Origin of the sequence: Acetobacterium wieringae, from assembly GCF_026646375.1 — a bacterium.
Classification (GTDB): domain Bacteria; phylum Bacillota; class Clostridia; order Eubacteriales; family Eubacteriaceae; genus Acetobacterium; species Acetobacterium wieringae_A.
Genome location: NZ_JAIPPU010000002.1, coordinates 252,017 through 269,667, shown reverse-complemented (window position 1 = coordinate 269,667; position 17,651 = coordinate 252,017). Strand labels below are relative to the sequence as shown.

Here is a 17,651-nt window from a genome sequence, read left to right as displayed (position 1 = left end):
TTTTTTGGCATGAAACATGCTACAATTAGTTTTGGAAAGAATAGGAAAAATGAAAAGAATAGGAAGGTGAGCATTTTGGCAAAAGTAAATCTAAGCTTACAGGTTTTACCGGTGGTGCCGGACAGAGAAATATATTTCGTCGTCGATCAGGTTATTGAGATGATCCGTCTAACGGGCCTAAAATATGTGGTGGGACCGTTTGAGACATCCATTGAAGGTGAACTCGATGAACTGCTTAACATTGTTAAACGGGCCCAAACCATCTGCACAGAGCATGGAGCCGAGCGGGTGGTTTCAATCGTAAAAATTGATTACAAGGAAGAAGGCGTCACAATTGATGAGAAAGTATCAAAATACCAGTGACAAGCTGATTCCAATCGTATTTCTATTGACCATCCTGATTCTCTGGGAGGCAGCTGTTAACCTGGGGGCTGTGGAGCGATACATTTTGCCATCACCCACCGACATTATTACGGCGCTGATTGCCAATGGTTCGGATTTGATGATGCATACCGGGACAACTTTTTTTGAAGGAATGACAGGACTGCTGGTAGCCGTATGTTTGTCACTGATTATGGCAATTGTAATGGATTTGTTTCCGGTGGTGAAAAAAGCCATCTACCCGGTGCTGGTGATGTCGCAAACCGTGCCGATTATTGTTATCGCTCCTCTGCTGGCGATGTGGTTTGGTTTTGGGATTGCCCCCAAAATTTTTGTGGTGGTACTGGTATGTTTTTTTCCCATCACCGTCAGTCTGATTGAAGGACTTCAGAGTGTCGATGGGGAACTGATCAATCTGGTGCGATCGATGGGTGCAAAAAAGCGTCAGATCTTTACAAAAATCAAGTTTCCCAGTGCCCTACCCTATTTTTTTTCGGGTCTTAAAATTGCCGCCACCTACAGTATTATGGGAGCCGTTATCGGGGAATGGCTGGGTGGCAAGGCCGGTCTGGGCGTTTACATGTTAAGAGCTCGCCATGCCTTTGCGCTGGATCTGGTTTTTGCATCGATTCTGGTAATTGTGGTTTTATCAATTGGTCTTTTTTACGGCATTGCCGGGATTCAAAGGGTCATGATGCCCTGGGAAAAATTAAAGGAGGAAGAGGAATGAAAAAGAAGATCATCGTGTTGACACTGGGAATTGTACTAATGGCATTAACTGGGTGTACAACAAAAGAAAGCGAGAAAATAACAGTGGTTCTGGATTGGGTTCCCAATACCAATCACACCGGTCTCTATGCGGCGAAGGAGCTTGGCTATTTTGAAGCCGAAGGGCTGGAGGTGGAGATCATTCAACCCAGCGAAGGCGGTTCAGCGGATCTGATTGCGGCCGGTCAGGGAGAATTTGGGGTTAGTTACCAGGAACAGGTGACCTACGCCAGAACCGCAGCGAATCCGCTGCCAATTAAGGCCATCGCTGCGATTATCCAGCATAACACATCAGGCTTTGCTTCTCCGGTGGATCGCAACATTTTAAGTCCCAAAGATTTTGAGGGAAAAAAATATGGGGGCTGGGGTTCGCCCATGGAAGTTGCCACTTTAAAAGCTCTTATGGAAGGGGCAAAGGCTGATTTTAGCAAACTGGAAATTGTCGATGTGGGAGCCATGGATTATTTTACCGCTGTAAAAGATCATGTCGATTTCACCTGGATCTTTTATGGCTGGGACGGGGTTGCTGCCGAGCTTAAAAACGAACCGCTTAATTTTATAAAGCTTCAGGATGTTGATAAGAACCTGGATTACTATACCCCGGTAATTATTGCCAATGAAGATTATCTGGCTAAGCATCCAGAAACGGCTAAAAAGTTTCTGCGGGCTGTCACCAAAGGCTATCAGTACGCCATCGAAAATCCGGAAGCAGCCGCGGATCTGTTACTGGTTGACAACCCCGAAATTGACCGGGATCTGGCGGTGGCCTCGCAAAAATATCTGGCCGCTGAATACCAGAGCGATGCCGAAAAATGGGGCCTGATGCGTTTAGATATCTGGGAAAACTATGGCAACTGGATGTATAGCCAGGGTTTGCTGGAAAACCAGCTAAATGCCGATGAGGCCTTTACCAATGAATACCTGCCAGAATAAATGTGTGCTCAAGGTTTCTGGGGTTACCAAGGAGTATAATCATAAAAATATTATCCAGAACATTAATATCCATCTTAATCAGGGCGAGTTTGTCTCGATCCTGGGCCCCAGTGGCTGCGGTAAAAGCACGCTCTTCAATGTCATTGCCGGACTATTGCTCCCGGAAGACGGCCAGGTTTTTGTAGACGAGAAGGAGGTAACCGGGGAAACTGGAAAGGTTAGCTACATGTATCAGAAGGATTTGCTTCTGCCATGGCGCAACGTCATTGACAATGCCATTTTACCACTTGAAATTCGGGGCATTCCGAAAAATGAAGCCCGGGAGAAGGTTAACGCAATGCTGCCGGTTTTTCAACTGGAAGATGATGGAAAAAAATATCCAGCCCAATTGTCAGGTGGGATGAAACAGCGGGTGTCACTGTTGCGAACCACCATGTTCTCACAAGAGATCATGCTGTTGGACGAGCCCTTTGGCGGACTTGATGCCATTACCCGAATGAAGATGCAGGCGTATCTGCTTGAGATACTAGAAAAAATTAAAGGATCGGTGCTGTTTATTACTCATGATATTGATGAGGCCATTTTCTTATCAGACCGGATTTATATCATTAACGGATCACCGGCCCAGATCGTTAAAGAAATGATGGTGCCGATTAAACACGCCAGTCCCGAGGAAATGATGACCGCAGACGCATTGCGTCAGCTGCGTAGTGACATTCTAAAATGCCTGTGAAACGTTTGGGCGAATAATGCCTCCCTTACGAAAGCGGTTAGGCCAGTACAATCACTATAAATCGTATCTCCTGGGGGCGAGGGTCTGCCCCGGGGTTATTCATCGCCTGCAAACTAGCAGTCTCATTTTTGAGACTGCTTTTCTCATTTTGAGACGTCAATTCTCAAAATGAGAAATAATTGTCTCACAATTGGTTGGAGAAAAGCGCTCGGAATCAGAAATCAGCACCGTTTACGTAAACGTTTAAATAACGAGTTGGTTCATCGATTCTGGCATGAATGTTGCTTATCATATAGTTAACGAGAAATCAAGGAGGTTAGAATATGGCGTTAAAGGCAGCATTTATTTTTATTGCCCCCAATGCAGATCCGGCTATTCACCGGTCAGCGGTTGAAACGGAACAGGTCACCCTGATCTCAGTTGGGGTATCGTCCTACGAAGCAGCAGTTGCAGCAGCTGGGCAGCTGGTTGATGAAGGGGTGGTCGCTTTTGAGCTCTGTGGTGGGTTTGGAAATCGGGGGACGGCCATGGTCAGTGAAGCCGTCAAAGGAAAAGCCGCCGTAGGGGTCGTTCGTTTTGACATTCACCCTGGTCTGGATAATAAAAGTGGTGACGATCTCTTTTAACAGCATGGCCACAGCGATTCACGTCAGGAGGTGTTTTTTATTAAAAAATTTATCATTGAATTTGGTATGGGAATGGACTTTCATGGTCAGGATGTCAATAAGGCAGCGGGAAAAGCGATTAAAGACGCTATTTCCCGAAGCTGTCTGATTGGTTTGAATCAGATCCATGGTTTAACGGAAGAAAATCTCAATGAAAAAATGATGATCGAGGCAATTATTGGGGTGTCCCGGCCTGAAGATTTAAACATTGAGATGTTAAAAAAACTATTCCCCGTAGGAAAGGTAACCATTAAAGCCAGGAAAGGAGGATTAACAACTGCCGGTTTATTCTTTCCCGGTTTTGGCGATACCGACGATACCATCGAAGCCGCCATTGTTTGCGTAACGGTGAGTGTGTAACAGGAGGGGCGTTTAATGGGTTCACAGGCGACCTGGAACAGTGTGGTGTTAGCTACGTAACAAGGAACGAGGCGCATTGCGTTTTTAAAACTTAGCAAAGCAGATACAAAGGAGGAAATATTTTGAAAATCTCAAATGAAACGATCATTGAAATGTATGAAAAAATGGTAAAAATCAGGAAGTTCGAAAATAGAGCCATGAATCTTTTTGCTGAAGGCCAAGTTGGCGGATTCGTTCACCTTTATATTGGTGAAGAAGCAGTGGCAACAGGCGTATGCGCAAGTTTACGGGACGACGACTATATCACCAGCACCCATCGAGGGCATGGACATATTTTAGCCAAAGGCGGCGATATGAAATACATGATGGCTGAGCTTTTTGGCAAAGAGTCCGGATATTGTAAAGGCAAGGGTGGCTCGATGCATATCGCCGACGCCACCAAAGGAATTCTTGGGGCCAATGGAATTGTTGGGGCCGGCCATAATATTGCGGTGGGTGCCGGACTGGCAGCTCAATATAAGGGAACCGATCAGGTATGTGCCTGTTTCTTTGGGGATGCCTCCACCAATCAAAGTACCTTCCATGAAGGACTGAATCTGGCCAGTACCTGGAAACTGCCGGTTATCTTTATCTGTGAAAACAATGGCTACGGAATATCTGTGAGCCAGGCCCGTCATCAGAATATCACCGATATTTCCCAACGGGCGGTGTCTTACAATATTCCGGGGATTACAGTGGATGGCAATGATGTCTTTGCGGTTTTTGAAGCGGTTCAGGAGGCCGTTGCCAGAGCCCGTAAAGGTCAGGGGCCAACCTTGATTGAATGCAAAACCTATCGTTGGCGGGGACATTTCGAAGGGGATCCGACGGTGTACCGTCCCGAAGGGGAGTTGGAACAATGGAAGAAAAAAGATCCCATTCCCAGAGCTGAAAAATATATCCTTGATAATCAGGTGATGACCCAAGCAGAAATGGATCAACTTAATGCAAAAATTGATGCTGAGGTTGAAGAAGCCGTTGAGTTTGCCCAGGCCAGTAAATTCCCTGATGTCGCATCCGCTGTTTTAGATGTTTATACCGATATAGTAGAGGAGGGACGAACAAGATGAGAGAGCTCACGTATGGTCAAGGAATCAAAGAAGGTATGCGGATAAAAATGCTGGAAAACCCGGACGTTTTCATTTTTGGCGAAGATGTTGGTCTATTCGGGGGCTGCTTTGGTGTCACCTCCGGTTTGTTTGAAGAATTCGGTGAAAAACGGGTGCGCGATACTCCAATCTCGGAAGGCGCCATCATCGGTGCCGCCGTTGGTGCGGCAGCGGTTGGTTTGCGACCGATTCCGGAGCTGATGTTTGTTGACTTTGCCACGGTTGGAATGGATCAGTTGGTTAACCAGGCTGCTAAAATGCGTTATATGTTTGGTGGCAAACTGAAACTGCCAATGGTGGTGCGGTTACCCTCTGGCGGTGGGGTGGCAGCGGCAGCACAACACTCCCAATCACTGGAAGCCTGGTTTACCCATGTGCCGGGTTTGAAGGTTGTCTATCCCTCGAATGCCCAGGATGCCATCGGATTGATGCTTACAGCCATTGATGATGATAATCCAGTTATCTATCTGGAAAATAAGACCCTCTATGCTGTCCCCGGACAGGTTGAAGATGAGGTCAAACCAATTCCACTGGGAAAAGCCAATATTAAGCGGGAAGGGAATGATGTCACCATCATCACCTATGGTAAACAGGTATATGACTCCCTCAAAGCCGCTGAAATGCTGGAAAAAGATGGCATTGATGCTGAAGTCATCGATTTACGCTCTCTCTATCCGTTGGATAAAGAAGCGATTTTTGAATCAGTTAAGAAAACCCATAAGGTGGTTATTGTGTCCGAAGAAGCCAAACGGGGCAGCTATGCCGGCGAACTGGCTGCGATCATTGCCGATGAGTGTTTCTATGAATGTGATGCTCCGATCAAGCGGGTTTGTGCGCTGAATACCCCGATTCCGTTTTCCGGCAATCTGGAAGCCTATGTGCTGCCAAATGCCGACGATGTGGTTGAGGCGGTTAAATCGTTATTCTAAGGCAGATAATTGAATCGGCCAAACGGGCCAGGGTTCTGGAAATAATGGAGTGAACAGCGATGATCTTATTTCCAGAACTTTTTTAAGGGTTACAAATAGACTCCCGTACCGACCAATTGTTAATCTGTTGTTCGCCGCGGAATCGGACAGGAGATGCCGTATCCGCTCCGATGCGTACAACATGATGTAACAATTGTCGGTACTACGTTATAGCTTACTAATTAGTTTTTAAGACAGAAAAAGGTGGTGGACATATGAATTCAATTGGAATCATTGCCAATCCGGCATCCGGGAAAGATATCAGGCGGCTGGTTTCCCATGCTACGGTGATTGATAATAACGAAAAGATTAATATTGTTGAACGGATTATACTGGGCGCCCAGCAAAATGGCGTAAAAAAAGTATATATGATGCCAGATCCCTATAATATGGGCTACCGGGTGGAGGATAAACTTAAAACCTCTGGCGAGCTTAAGTGTGAGATCGAAGTGTTCGATTTTTATAAGGAAGACACCGTGGAAGACACCTATAAAGCAGTGCAAATGATGAATGAGAAAAACGTCGGCTGCATTGTCACGTTGGGAGGTGACGGCACCAATCGGGCGGTGGCTAAGGATATCCAAGAAATCCCACTGATTTCGATTTCCACGGGGACGAATAATGTCTATCCGGATATGATCGAAGGAACCATTGCCGGCATTGCAGCAGCCGTTGTAGCGTCTCATCAATTTGATAAAGCGGCCTATTCAAATAGAGATAAGATTATTGAGATTGAGACAGCAGGGCAGCTTAAGGATATTGCCCTGATCGATGCGGTAATCTCCCGGGATATCTTTGTAGGTTCCCGGGCGATCTGGAAAGTTGAGGATATTGAGAAAATATTTGTGGCCCGGAGTCATCCGGCCTCAATTGGCTTTTCAGCAGTGGTAGGGGGAAAAACCATTATCACCGAAGCGGACGATTTTGGTGCATATGTCAGCATTGATAAAAATGCTCCTAAAATAAAAATACCCATGGCAGCCGGGATTGTGTTGCCGATTGGTACCAGTGAACCGGTGATTTTGAATTTCGGTGAAAAACATGAGACCACTACCTATTGCCGGGGAACCATTGCCTTAGATGGCGAACGGGAAATTGAATTTCATCAGAATCAGACCTTTATCTTTAAAATCAGCCGCAACGGGCCCTGGCATGTGGATGTAAAAAAAGCCATCGAAGTGGGACAGCAAAACGGATTTTTTACGGTTTGATGGAATCAATAAAGCAATGAGTGTTTGATTTTTTAATTTTCATAAGTTATGTGATTTCAGAATAACAGGAGGAATGCATTATGGCTAAGTTTTTAGTGATGCCCAAGCTGGGATTGACGATGACTGAAGGCAATATTGCCAACTGGCGAAAAGCAGAAGGCGATAGCGTTGCAATGGGCGAAATCATCTTTGATGTGGAAACCGATAAAATAACCAAGGAATTTGAATCTCCGGGGGCTGGCATTATCAGAAAGATACTGGTTGAAGAAGGCACTGTGGCAGTGTTAAAACCGATTGCCATCATGGGTACCGCTGATGAAGATATAACTGCGTTGCTGGCCGAGGCCGAAAGTTTGGCTGACAGTCCAGCCAGTGAAGTAAAATCCACCGCAGCAGAACCGGATTTGGGTGTTACAGTATCACCGCAACCGGTCGCTGGGGGCCGCATCAAAGCATCAGCCCGAACCAAAAAAATTGCGGCAGAACAAAATATTGATCTTACCCAGGTAACCGGTACGGGTCCCCAGGGGGCCATTACCGAAAAAGATGTTAATGAGTTTGCGTTAAGAGCAAAAACAGCGTCACCCAAAATATCTCCGACTGCCGGGGTAGTCGCTGCCGGTTTAGGCATTGATCCGGGACAGATTAACAAGGATGGCCGGATTATGAAGGCCGATGTGCTGGCCTTTAAACAAAATGCCGACCTCCTTAAATTTGCTGACCCTCAGGACAGTAGTAAGCCGATGTCAGCGATGCGCAAAATCATTGCCAGTCGGATGTCGGCCAGCCAGGCAACATCCGCCACCGTTAACTATAACCAGCGGGTGGATACGACCGCGATGAAACAGCTAAGAGAAGAGTTAAAAAGCAGCGCCAAAATTACCTATACCGATATTCTGGTTAAGATTTTAGCTCGGGTACTGTTGGAGTTTCCACTTTTAAACAGCTCGATTGTCGGCACTGACATAATCACCCGCAATTACGTCAATATTGGGGTAGCGGTTGCCCTGCCGGATGGATTGATTGTGCCGGTGGTTAAATTCGCCAATAAAAAAGATCTGGGCGAAATTTCCCGAGAAATCAAGAGTCTGGCTGAAAAAGCCCGAACCAATGAACTGGAAAGCGATGAAATTACCGGTGGCACCTTTACCATCACCAATATTGGGATGTATGGTATGGAATCCTTCACTCCGATTATTAATCAGCCTGAGGTGGCTATATTGGGGATTAATACCATAATCGACACCCCGATGGTGGTGGATGGCCAGGTGGTTATTAAGCCGATGATGAACCTGAGCTTAACAGCCGATCACCGGGTGGTGGATGGTTCGGTGGCGGCGCAGTTTGTTGCTCGTCTCAAGGAGCTCATTGAAAAACCGGGATTATTGCTGTTGTAATGGAGGTGGAATCATGAAGATTGTTATAATTGGCGGTGGTCCGGGGGGCTATGTGGCAGCGATCCGGGCGGCCCAGTTAGGTGCTGCGGTAATCTTGATTGAAAACAAGTATCTGGGCGGCACCTGTCTCAATGTCGGCTGTATTCCCACCAAGGTGCTTCTCCACACCACCGAACTGCTGGACGTTCTTAAAAATGATGCCAAAGAATTGGGCATTGCGCTTTCAGATTATCACGGCGACTGGCCGAAGCTGCAGAAAAGAAAAACAAAAATCATCAAAAAACTGGTCGGTGGGGTGAAGGGATTATTGAAGAACAATGCGATTACCACAATAATGGGCACCGCTGCTTTTGTTAATGCACATCAAATTAAAGTCATCGGTGAAGAACAAGATGAAGTGAACAATGAATCACAGGTTATCGACTTTGATTTTGCCATCATTGCGACTGGTTCAAAACCGGTGATACCACCGATACCGGGGAGCCATCATCCGGATGTGATCACCAGTGATACGGCGCTGTCATTGGACGCTGTGCCGGAAAGCCTGGGGATTATTGGCGGCGGCGTCATTGGTTGTGAATTTGCCAGTATCTACAATGCCTTTGGTTGTAAGGTCACAATCATCGAGATGCTACCGGAAATTGTTGCCAATATGGATCGTGATATTGTCAAGCCGCTCAAAGAAAAGCTGCTAAAAGATGGGGTCGATATTTTTACCAGTACCCGGGTTGAGTCAATCCAGGAAAGCGCGGGCAGTTTAACCATTACGACCAGTTCGCAGACCGGTGAGAAGATTATTACAGTTTCAAAAGTGCTGTTGTCAGTGGGCCGAAAACCGGAGCTTAGTACCCTGAATTTGGATCTGGCTGGCATCGAAACCGCCCGTGGAGCGATTGCTGTCAATCAGAAAATGCAGACCAATGTGCCCCATATCTATGCCATTGGCGACTGCAATGGCGGGGTAATGCTGGCCCATGTGGCCTCAGCTGAAGGAATCGTTGCGGTGGAAACGATCATGGGAATACGGTCACAAATCGATTTTAAAACCATTCCTTATTGCGTCTATACCAAACCGGAATTGGCCAGTGTCGGGCTGACCGAAGCTCAGGCCCGAGAAGCTGGTTATGACGTAAAAGTAGGCAATTTTCCGATGGCCGTCAATGGTAAAGCGATGATTATGGGGGAAACCACCGGGCTGGTTAAATACATAACCGATGCCGCTACCGGAGAAATACTGGGACTACATATGGCAGGTCCCCGAGCCACCGATCTGATTGTTGAAGGTGCTCTGGCCATCCGTCTGGAGGCCACGGTAGCCGAGCTGATGGCTACTATCCACGCCCACCCGACTGTCGGTGAAGCGCTGATGGAAGCTGCCCATGCCGTAGGCGGTCACGCCATTCATTTAATGCGATAGTGATTGAGAGAAAAAAAGGCATTAAAAAATAAACAGGCTGTTAAGTTTTCGGATCAGAATCTGAAAAGTGACAGCCTGTTTGTTTGAGTTAAGATAAAAACAGTGAAAACTAACGACTCTGCCCATGAACCTCATGATCTTTAAGCTCCGTTACCTGATTGTTATCATCAAGAATCAGCACCCGGGGTTTAAAAACCAGGGCTTCCTGCCGATCCATCATGGCATAGGCAATAATGATCACCTGATCGCCGGTGTGAACCAACCGGGCGGCGGCGCCATTGACACAGATCATACCGCTGCCTCGTTCACCGACAATGGTATAGGTTTCAAAGCGTTGGCCGTTATTCACATCCACCACCTGAACCTTTTCACCAGGAAGAATATCCGCCTGCTCCAGCAGCGCTTCGTCAATGGTAATACTGCCCACATAATTGAGATTGGCATCAGTGACAGTTGCCCGATGGAGCTTTGACTTAAATAGGGTGATATACATAATTTACCTCTTAATCTGGATAATATAAAAACAACAAAATCGGAATAACCGAACAATTGTAGCTTTGATGCCAGTTTCACAAACAACCAGAAGAAATCGCAATGCGAATTTCTTCGAGGTCGCAGGCAGTCGCCAACTACAAGCAAGCTTGTGATTGGCTCATTGCCTTTGCGAATTTTGTAACGTGTAGGCGAACAGTTCAGAGAACTGTACGACTTACAGTGTAAAAATTGTTTCGTGCAAACTGGCAGCAAAGCTTATGGCAGTATGGCAATTAACTATAAAATGATATTATCAATCAGCCGGGTACTGCCAAAGCGAACGGCTACTGCCGCCAGGGCCGGTGCGGTGATGGTTTCGATATCGGCCAGGGTTTCAAAATCAAGGATGTCAACATAATCTATCGTCGCCAACGGCATGGTGCCGATTTGGCCGACAATCTGATCTTTTAAGGTTTTAACCTGGTCTACGCCAGATTCATAAAGGGCTTTGGCAGCCGCCAGCGACTGGCTAAGCACCAGGGCCTGGCTGCGCTCTTCCGGACTTAAAAACACATTCCGGGAGCTCATGGCTAAGCCATCGGCTTCCCGGACAATCGGGCAGACAATAAGCTGAACTGGCAGATGTAAATCCCGAACCATTTTTTTAATCACCGCCACCTGTTGGGCATCTTTCTGGCCAAAATAGGCACGGGTTGGCTGGACCAGGTTGAATAAAATATTGACGACAGTGGTCACGCCCTTAAAATGAGTCGGCCGGGATTTTCCGCAGAGTTTTTGGGTGATCTCGCCTGCCACCTCGACAAAGGTGGAAGCGCCGGCCGGATAGATTTCGCCCGGCTCAGGAAAAAACAGCAAATCGGTTCCGGCAGCTGCGGCAAGTCGTGAATCCCGGTCAAAATCCCGGGGGTAGGCATCGAGATCCTCCCCCGGGGCAAACTGGGTGGGATTGACAAAGATACTCACGACCGTGACATCATTTTGACTTCGGGCTTCGTTAATCAGCGAAAGATGACCGTCGTGAAGATAACCCATGGTCGGTACAAAGCCGATGCGTTTACCCCGACCCAGTTCTTCAAGAGCGTTCTTTAATTCTAATATTGTTTTGGCGATCTTCATGGTCTTATTGTTGTAATGCTGCGATAACCGCATCATCAATGGTAAAGGTATGCTTTTCTTCCGGGAACTTCGCTGTCTTCACTTCGGTGATGTAGGCTGTGACAGAATCTTTTATCGTTTCGTTCAAAGCGGCGTAGCGCTTGGAAAACTTGGGTGATTGACCGGAATACATGCCCAGTAAATCATGGATGACCAGCACCTGACCGTCGCAGTAGCGACCAGCGCCAATACCGATGGTGGGTACCGAGATTTTTTGCGTAATTAAAGTTGCCAGTTTTTCGGGAATTCCTTCCAGAACAATGGCAAAGACACCCGCCGCTTCCAGTGCTAGGGCATCATCAATAACTTTTTGGGCCTGGGTGGTGTCCTTACCCTGAACCTTAAATCCGCCGAATAGGTTAACCGATTGGGGCGTCAGACCGATGTGCCCCATGACGGGAATTTGCGCTTTGACAATAGCTTTAACAGTATCAACCTGATCCACACCGCCTTCAAGCTTGACGGCGTGAGCTTTCCCTTCCTGAATCAACCGGCCAGCATTGCGAACAGCGTCTTCCACCGAAATGTGATAGGATAAAAAGGGCATATCGCCAACGATCAGGGCATTCTCGGCGCCCTGGGCAACGGCGCGGCAGTGGTAAATCATGTCGTCCATGGTCACTTCCAGAGTGGATTCATAGCCCTGGACCACCATACCCAGAGAATCGCCCACTAGAATGGAATCGATACCGGCATCATTGACGATTTTGGCCATGGAATAATCATAGGCCGTTAGCATGGTGATTTTTTCCTTGTTTGCTTTGGCTTGTAAAAAAGAACTGACAGTAAATTTGTTTTTCATTTGTTTCTTCCTTTATTTTTATTATTTTAGTAGAGGTTCTAAATGGTTATAGGTTTCGGCATCAATCCGTTTGTCTTTGATCATCTCAATGGTGGATAAACCCATGGTCTGGTAGAGAGACAGAAATTCCGGGGTTTGGGTTTTTAGGGCTTTGATATGTTTGCTGATGGTGTTTTCATCCCCCCGGACCAGCGGGCCGGTAAGGGCGTTGACGGTCCCCAATTTTTCGATATTACCCAGAGTGGCGGTGATCAGTGGCATAAAAGCTTGGATGATTTCATCTTTGGCAATGCCAGTGGTCTTAAGCAGTTCAAAACCCGAATCAACTAAAGTTACCAGATAGTTGGAAAGGATACAGGCGGCGGCATGATAAAGTACCTTATCATTCTTATCAATCACCGAATAGGGATTGCCAGTGATTGCCAGGATTTTTTGCGCAGCAATCCGCCCCGGTTGATTGCCTTCCAGGGTAAAAACGGTTTGCTTTAAATTTTTTGACGCAGTGAGGGGATCCGAAAAACTCATGATCGGATGGAGTGAACACAAACCACACCCGGAAGTTAGTAGCGGGTCAAAAAGATCGGTGGACAGGGCACCACTGGTGTGGATCAAAGTATGATGCTTTGTTAAGCAGGTGGTTTGGAGGAGTTGGTTGATAACAGCAGAAATTTGGTCATCTCCAGTGGTGATAAAAATCACGTCACTTGCGGCAGTAAAGCTGGGAAGGTCGTAGAAAACAGTGGAGTCCGTTACGTTGGCCGCACATTGCGAAGAAGTCTCGCTGCGGCTGAGGTAACCGGTTAGGGAAAGACGATGGTGTTTGAAAAAAATACCCAGAGCGGTGCCGACTTTGCCGGCACCAATAAATCCGATTTTCATGCGTTTCACCTGTTCGTAGTATTTGGCTATGACCGTAAAGAGCAGAGAAACACATATCACGCAAACCTGAGGCTGTTGAAAATCAGAATTTTTATAAGGAAAATAAGGATCGGTAGCACTTGAAATACAAGTTGTCGAAAAAAGCCGACCTGATCAATGATCAAGGGGGTCAGACTCTTGTTAATCTGTTGCAGTAATTGTCAGCACGCTGTTCGATAAACGAAACGGCGGCTGTTTAATTTTAGGCAAAGAAAAAGGTCCTTTGCACTGAAAATAAACAACTGCAAAAAGACCGATCATTACATTATAAAAATGCAAAACAGTATGGTTTTATTCAGTCTCTATCACCAGGGATTAGAGCAGGTTTTTTAATTTTTCATTCATTTTATGCATTAATCATGTGCAGCTCTTGACGATGCCACCATGTGGGTATGATACAACATGCCGAATAACAATGCAAGCGTTTATTTGAGATTAATTTAGAAAATAAAAACAAGCAGCCCTTAAAACCACTTGTTTTTTTTGAAATAAAGCAGGGTGCCAGTAACCACGACGAGGCATAAACCAATTACAAACGGGTAGCCATACTCCCAATGAAACTCCGGCATTATGATGTTCATGCCGTACCATCCGACAATCAGGGTCAGGGGTAGAAAAATAGACGTGACGACAGTGAAAATTTTCATGACATTGTTGAGGTTAATATCGAGCTGCGCCTGGTAGGCTTCCCGCACCTGCGTTCCGTAATCCCGGAGGTTCAGCACATTGGTAAAAAGTCGGTTGATGCGATTGGTGAGGATTTTAAAATAACGGAGATCCTTCTTATCGATCAGTTTATTTTCGTTTTCTTCAATGGCTTCAGAAATTTCAAAAAGTTGTTCATAATATTGTTTCAGACTTAATAGACGTTTTCGAAAAGTAATCAGATAGTCGACCAGGTCATTTTTAATGGCAACAATAAATTCTTCTTCCAGACCGGAGATTTCTTCCTCAATTGTAATCAGCACATCCCGGTCATCGTAGGTCAGCTTGTCAAAAAAGAGGTGAAAAAACTTGCTCAGACCGGATATCTGGATCTCGGCCGTCTGGGTGGCATCAACCAGGTTAGCGAAATAAGTGATCCGATCCGATGCGAAAACAAGCAGGTTGGCACGGAAATAAATTCCGATCCGTTTGGGTTTGACTGTACCGGAAATGGCGTCCGGAATTGATAGGGTAATGAAATCAAAACCATCGTGACTTTCAAACTTACAGGAGTTACCGTTGATGCATTCATCAACCAGTCGTGATCCGATATCCAATTGGGCACTTTCCGCAACAAGTTCGTCAAAATCGAGGATACACAGATATGTCTGGTCGGTGCTGGCAAAAGACTGTGAGGGGGAAACAGCTGTTAGTTGACCTGCCGTCAGTTTATAAACCAGCATTTTTAACCTTCATCTGGGGTTTATTGCGGATGAGTGCTTCCGGATTCTTGGAATTCGCAGTTTTATGGACTTCGATATCAAAGAGGTTGAGGGCTTCCAGCAGTGAACGCAGTTTGGCATAGCCGTAATTTTTACTTTTAAAGGTGGGGTGCTTCTGGGCGATTTGGGAACCAACCAGGCCCAGATTGGCCCAACCGGATGGGTCAGCATTTTCTGAAACAATTAATTGAAAGGATTGAATCAGCTCTTTTTTGAGTTGGATGTCTTTTTGTGATGAACCGTTTTTTTCAGAAGTGATGTTGCGGATTACGTATTTGACATTTTGAGAATTGGCGGTTCGGCGGGTTGTCAGTTCAAATTTATCCAGTGAGGAAAGCAGCGAGCGCAGTTTGGAATAACCATAATTGCGGCTGTCAAAATCTGGATAGCGGTTGTTGAGGCGGGAGCCAACCAGACCCAGATCGGCCCAGCCTTCTTCATCCGAGTTATCGTTGATAATTGTTTTAATCGATTGGATCAGTTGTTTTTTGGAGGCCATTCCTTCTTTGGCAGAAGACTGCTTTTGGTTTAATATTTCTTCCGGTTGAGAAGAATCCGGGTCAGCTGCCAGAACTTCCAGATATTTAAATTTTTCACAGGCCGAGATAAAGGGGGTGGGGGTTTTCTTTTCACCCATCCCCACCACATACATTCCGGCTTCCCGGAGCCGGGTCGCCAGACGGGTGAAGTCGCTGTCACTGGAGACGATACAGAATCCATCCACATTATTGGAATAAAGAATATCCATGGCGTCAATAATTAAGGCGGCATCGGTGGCATTCTTTCCGGTGGTGTAACTGTACTGCTGAATCGGGGTAATGGAATAGTTAAGTAATACCGTTTTCCAGGATCCCAGCTGGGGTTTGGTCCAGTCACCGTAGATGCGTTTAAACGTTGCCATCCCAAGGTTGGAAATTTCATCGAAGATATATTTGATATATTTATCCGAAACATTATCGGCGTCAATTAAGACGGCAATTTTCATATCATTTTTCATGGGTCACCTTTTCTATTTCGTTGGTTTCGATCACTTTGTTAGTCTCAGTATAATTGAAATCACGCTTTTTTACAACCGACCGCCGCCACAAAAAAATAACTGATCAATTCTGATCAGTTGAGGTTGTCGATATACTATCGCACCGACAAATGTTAATCTGTTGTTCGCTGCAATCCGAGAAATCCGCTACACTTCGTTCTCTTTGGTTTGCGGGCAATAAGCAAGCTTATGATTGGCGCGTTGCCTGCGCGCAGAATCGGACAGGTTACGCCGTGTCCGATTCGATGCGTAGGTCTGACCCCTGGGTCACAACAGAATATGACTATTGTTGGTGCCGGGTCAAGTTTTTACAATAGAGAATTTTAAGGCTGGTCGTAAAGATGTTCTTCTTCCCGGTCATTGGTCAGATTCAGTTTGTCAAGAACAAAGAAGATCAGACTTAAAATCATCCCGACCACGGCGGCCAGAACCATTCCTTTGAGCTGGATGCTACCAAAAGTAACTGCAATGCCGGATAGGCCCACCACAAAGACTACTGAAGTCAGAGCCAGATTACGGGATTTGCCATAATCAACCTGGGCGTCGACCAGAATCCGGATCCCGGCGGCGCCGATCATTCCATATAAAAGGAAAGAAATACCGCCGATTACCGGGCCCGGAATGGTGGAAATCAGCATTGAAAGTTTACCGACAAACGAGCAGATAATCGAAATAATCGCTGCACCAGCGATGACCTGTACCGAGTAGACTTTGGTGACCGCCATTACGCCAATGTTTTCGCCGTAGGTAGTGGTTGGCACCGAACCAATTAAACCCGATATCATGGTCGAAAAATTATCAGCAAACAGGGAGCGGTGCAAACCGGGATCTTTTAGCAGATCTCGTCCCACTACCTTGCTGGTGACAATCTGGTGACCAATGTGTTCAGATGCAATAACCAGAAGCACCGGCAAAATGATAATAATTGCTTCCAGATTAAATTGTGGGAACTGGAAATTTGGTAGCGAAAACCAGGGGGCATCAGCCACTGCGATAAAAGTAGCCGGGCCAACAACACCGGTGATCAGAGCAGTAATGTAGCCAGCTACAATCGCAATCAGGATGGGGATAACCGCCAGAAATTTACGAAACATCACCGACCCAAAAACAGCAAAGGCCAGGGTAACCAGAAAGACAATGACGTTTTCAGGAACAATGGCAGTAACCACCTGTTCATAAAGGCCACTGGCTTCGTCCAAAACGTAGCTGGTGTTACTGACGATTCCTGCCGTGCTGGCAGCGGTGCCAGCCAGCTCCAGACCAATCAGCGCCACTACCGGGCCCATAGCCGCTGGCGGCAGAACCACATTGATCCATTCGATTCCGAACTTATAAATAATCCCAGCCAAAATACAGCCGCATAAACCAACCACCACAAAACCGCCGAGGGCATAAGAATAGCCCCAGGTGGCAATAACAATACCGGCTGGTGCCAGAAAGGCAAAACTGGAACCCAGGTAAGCCGGGGCTTTACCCTTGGTGATCACCATGAACAACAGGGTACCCACGCCGTTCATAAAGAGCACGATGGCCGGGTTGATTCCAAAAAGGAAAGGAACCAGAACCGATGCGCCAAACATGGCAAACATATGTTGCAGGCTTAGCGGTACCAGCATTTTCAGTGGCACCTTTTCCTCCACTTGTATAATTCTTTGATTGTCCAAAACTTTTCCTCCGTTCTTTTCATTTTCCTTTGAGATTATAACACAGGAATGAAGCGGAGCAAAGACTTTATACAATTAAATGAATAATAATAAAAAAATCCAGATACCGGCCAGTTGAGAACATTTACCCGCCCGCCAACCTGTGATACAATGCAGCTAGAAGTAAAATCGAA

Annotated in this window: 18 protein-coding genes and 1 pseudogene; 11 read left to right on the top strand and 8 right to left on the bottom strand. The window is 46.3% G+C overall.

Annotated features, from left to right (window positions below; all coding sequences use genetic code 11):
* Positions 1-75 precede the first annotated feature (75 nt).
* From Q7P33_RS02950 to lpdA, 11 genes are all read left to right on the top strand, one after another.
* Positions 76-363 carry a thiamine-binding protein gene (locus Q7P33_RS02950; protein ID WP_303867261.1) on the top strand — a complete coding sequence of 96 codons (288 nt, stop codon included), beginning with the start codon at positions 76-78 and terminating at the stop codon, positions 361-363.
* Complete coding sequence (locus Q7P33_RS02945) at positions 338-1,111, top strand: ABC transporter permease (RefSeq protein WP_303867259.1); 774 nt, start codon at positions 338-340, stop codon at positions 1,109-1,111. Before Q7P33_RS02950 ends, Q7P33_RS02945 begins: the two co-directional genes overlap by 26 nt.
* Positions 1,108-2,082, top strand: a complete 975-nt coding sequence (locus tag Q7P33_RS02940; RefSeq protein ID WP_303867258.1) for an ABC transporter substrate-binding protein — start codon at positions 1,108-1,110, stop codon at positions 2,080-2,082. Before Q7P33_RS02945 ends, Q7P33_RS02940 begins: the two co-directional genes overlap by 4 nt.
* The gene (locus Q7P33_RS02935; protein ID WP_303867257.1) at positions 2,063-2,815 is read left to right on the top strand and encodes an ABC transporter ATP-binding protein; all 753 of its coding nucleotides are present in this window, start codon (positions 2,063-2,065) and stop codon (positions 2,813-2,815) included. The genes Q7P33_RS02940 and Q7P33_RS02935 overlap by 20 nt, the downstream gene beginning before the upstream one ends.
* 323 nt (positions 2,816-3,138) lie before the next feature.
* Positions 3,139-3,441, top strand: coding sequence for a DUF6506 family protein (locus Q7P33_RS02930; RefSeq protein ID WP_303867256.1), 303 nt, complete (start codon positions 3,139-3,141; stop codon positions 3,439-3,441).
* A 30-nt stretch (positions 3,442-3,471) separates the two neighbouring features.
* Positions 3,472-3,840 carry a Lin0512 family protein gene (locus Q7P33_RS02925; protein WP_303867255.1) on the top strand — a complete coding sequence of 123 codons (369 nt, stop codon included), beginning with the start codon at positions 3,472-3,474 and terminating at the stop codon, positions 3,838-3,840.
* A gap of 119 nt (positions 3,841-3,959) precedes the next feature.
* Entirely contained in the window at positions 3,960-4,949 is a 990-nt protein-coding gene (locus Q7P33_RS02920; protein ID WP_303867398.1) for a thiamine pyrophosphate-dependent dehydrogenase E1 component subunit alpha, read from the top strand.
* A complete protein-coding gene (locus Q7P33_RS02915) occupies positions 4,946-5,917 on the top strand; it encodes an alpha-ketoacid dehydrogenase subunit beta (RefSeq protein ID WP_303867254.1) in 972 nt (323 codons plus the stop codon). Before Q7P33_RS02920 ends, Q7P33_RS02915 begins: the two co-directional genes overlap by 4 nt.
* 254 nt (positions 5,918-6,171) lie before the next feature.
* Complete coding sequence (locus Q7P33_RS02910; protein WP_303867253.1) at positions 6,172-7,167, top strand: ATP-NAD kinase family protein; 996 nt, start codon at positions 6,172-6,174, stop codon at positions 7,165-7,167.
* Between the two features lie 80 nt (positions 7,168-7,247).
* Complete coding sequence (locus Q7P33_RS02905; protein WP_303867252.1) at positions 7,248-8,564, top strand: dihydrolipoamide acetyltransferase family protein; 1,317 nt, start codon at positions 7,248-7,250, stop codon at positions 8,562-8,564.
* Between the two features lie 13 nt (positions 8,565-8,577).
* Positions 8,578-9,981: a dihydrolipoyl dehydrogenase gene (gene lpdA, locus Q7P33_RS02900; RefSeq protein WP_303867251.1), complete on the top strand. Its 1,404-nt coding sequence runs from the start codon at positions 8,578-8,580 to the stop codon at positions 9,979-9,981.
* Between the two features lie 109 nt (positions 9,982-10,090).
* Here lpdA and panD read toward each other — a convergent pair whose 3' ends face one another.
* The 8 genes and pseudogenes from panD to uraA form a co-directional block, all read right to left on the bottom strand.
* Positions 10,091-10,474, bottom strand: a complete 384-nt coding sequence (gene panD / locus Q7P33_RS02895; protein ID WP_303867250.1) for an aspartate 1-decarboxylase — start codon at positions 10,472-10,474, stop codon at positions 10,091-10,093.
* Positions 10,475-10,752: 278 nt separating this feature from the next.
* Complete coding sequence (panC, locus tag Q7P33_RS02890) at positions 10,753-11,592, bottom strand: pantoate--beta-alanine ligase (protein ID WP_303867249.1); 840 nt, start codon at positions 11,590-11,592, stop codon at positions 10,753-10,755.
* Positions 11,593-11,596: 4 nt separating this feature from the next.
* Positions 11,597-12,433, bottom strand: a complete 837-nt coding sequence (gene panB, locus Q7P33_RS02885) for a 3-methyl-2-oxobutanoate hydroxymethyltransferase (protein WP_303867247.1) — start codon at positions 12,431-12,433, stop codon at positions 11,597-11,599.
* Positions 12,434-12,454: 21 nt separating this feature from the next.
* The gene (locus Q7P33_RS02880) at positions 12,455-13,321 is read right to left on the bottom strand and encodes a Rossmann-like and DUF2520 domain-containing protein (protein WP_303867397.1); all 867 of its coding nucleotides are present in this window, start codon (positions 13,319-13,321) and stop codon (positions 12,455-12,457) included.
* A 494-nt stretch (positions 13,322-13,815) separates the two neighbouring features.
* Complete coding sequence (locus Q7P33_RS02875) at positions 13,816-14,739, bottom strand: CorA family divalent cation transporter (RefSeq protein ID WP_303867245.1); 924 nt, start codon at positions 14,737-14,739, stop codon at positions 13,816-13,818.
* Positions 14,726-14,980 carry an OST-HTH/LOTUS domain-containing protein gene (locus Q7P33_RS02870; RefSeq protein WP_303867396.1) on the bottom strand — a complete coding sequence of 85 codons (255 nt, stop codon included), beginning with the start codon at positions 14,978-14,980 and terminating at the stop codon, positions 14,726-14,728. The genes Q7P33_RS02875 and Q7P33_RS02870 overlap by 14 nt, the downstream gene beginning before the upstream one ends.
* A 57-nt stretch (positions 14,981-15,037) precedes the next feature.
* A pseudogene (locus Q7P33_RS02865) lies at positions 15,038-15,775 on the bottom strand (NYN domain-containing protein); the annotation flags it as partial.
* Positions 15,776-16,137: 362 nt separating this feature from the next.
* Complete coding sequence (gene uraA / locus Q7P33_RS02860; protein WP_303867243.1) at positions 16,138-17,478, bottom strand: uracil permease; 1,341 nt, start codon at positions 17,476-17,478, stop codon at positions 16,138-16,140.
* Positions 17,479-17,651 lie beyond the last annotated feature (173 nt).

Bases quoted from the DNA above. Each gene is read 5' to 3' on its own strand.
- lpdA (WP_303867251.1), top strand. From the start codon at position 8,578: ATGAAGATTGTTATAATTGGCGGTGGTCCGGGGGGCTATGTGGCAGCG.
- Q7P33_RS02910 (WP_303867253.1), top strand. From the start codon at position 6,172: ATGAATTCAATTGGAATCATTGCCAATCCGGCATCCGGGAAAGATATC.
- panD (WP_303867250.1), bottom strand. From the start codon at position 10,474: ATGTATATCACCCTATTTAAGTCAAAGCTCCATCGGGCAACTGTCACT.
- Q7P33_RS02915 (WP_303867254.1), top strand. From the start codon at position 4,946: ATGAGAGAGCTCACGTATGGTCAAGGAATCAAAGAAGGTATGCGGATA.
- panC (WP_303867249.1), bottom strand. From the start codon at position 11,592: ATGAAGATCGCCAAAACAATATTAGAATTAAAGAACGCTCTTGAAGAA.
- panB (WP_303867247.1), bottom strand. From the start codon at position 12,433: ATGAAAAACAAATTTACTGTCAGTTCTTTTTTACAAGCCAAAGCAAAC.
- Q7P33_RS02875 (WP_303867245.1), bottom strand. From the start codon at position 14,739: ATGCTGGTTTATAAACTGACGGCAGGTCAACTAACAGCTGTTTCCCCC.
- Q7P33_RS02935 (WP_303867257.1), top strand. From the start codon at position 2,063: ATGAATACCTGCCAGAATAAATGTGTGCTCAAGGTTTCTGGGGTTACC.
- Q7P33_RS02940 (WP_303867258.1), top strand. From the start codon at position 1,108: ATGAAAAAGAAGATCATCGTGTTGACACTGGGAATTGTACTAATGGCA.
- Q7P33_RS02930 (WP_303867256.1), top strand. From the start codon at position 3,139: ATGGCGTTAAAGGCAGCATTTATTTTTATTGCCCCCAATGCAGATCCG.
- Q7P33_RS02905 (WP_303867252.1), top strand. From the start codon at position 7,248: ATGGCTAAGTTTTTAGTGATGCCCAAGCTGGGATTGACGATGACTGAA.
- Q7P33_RS02945 (WP_303867259.1), top strand. From the start codon at position 338: ATGAGAAAGTATCAAAATACCAGTGACAAGCTGATTCCAATCGTATTT.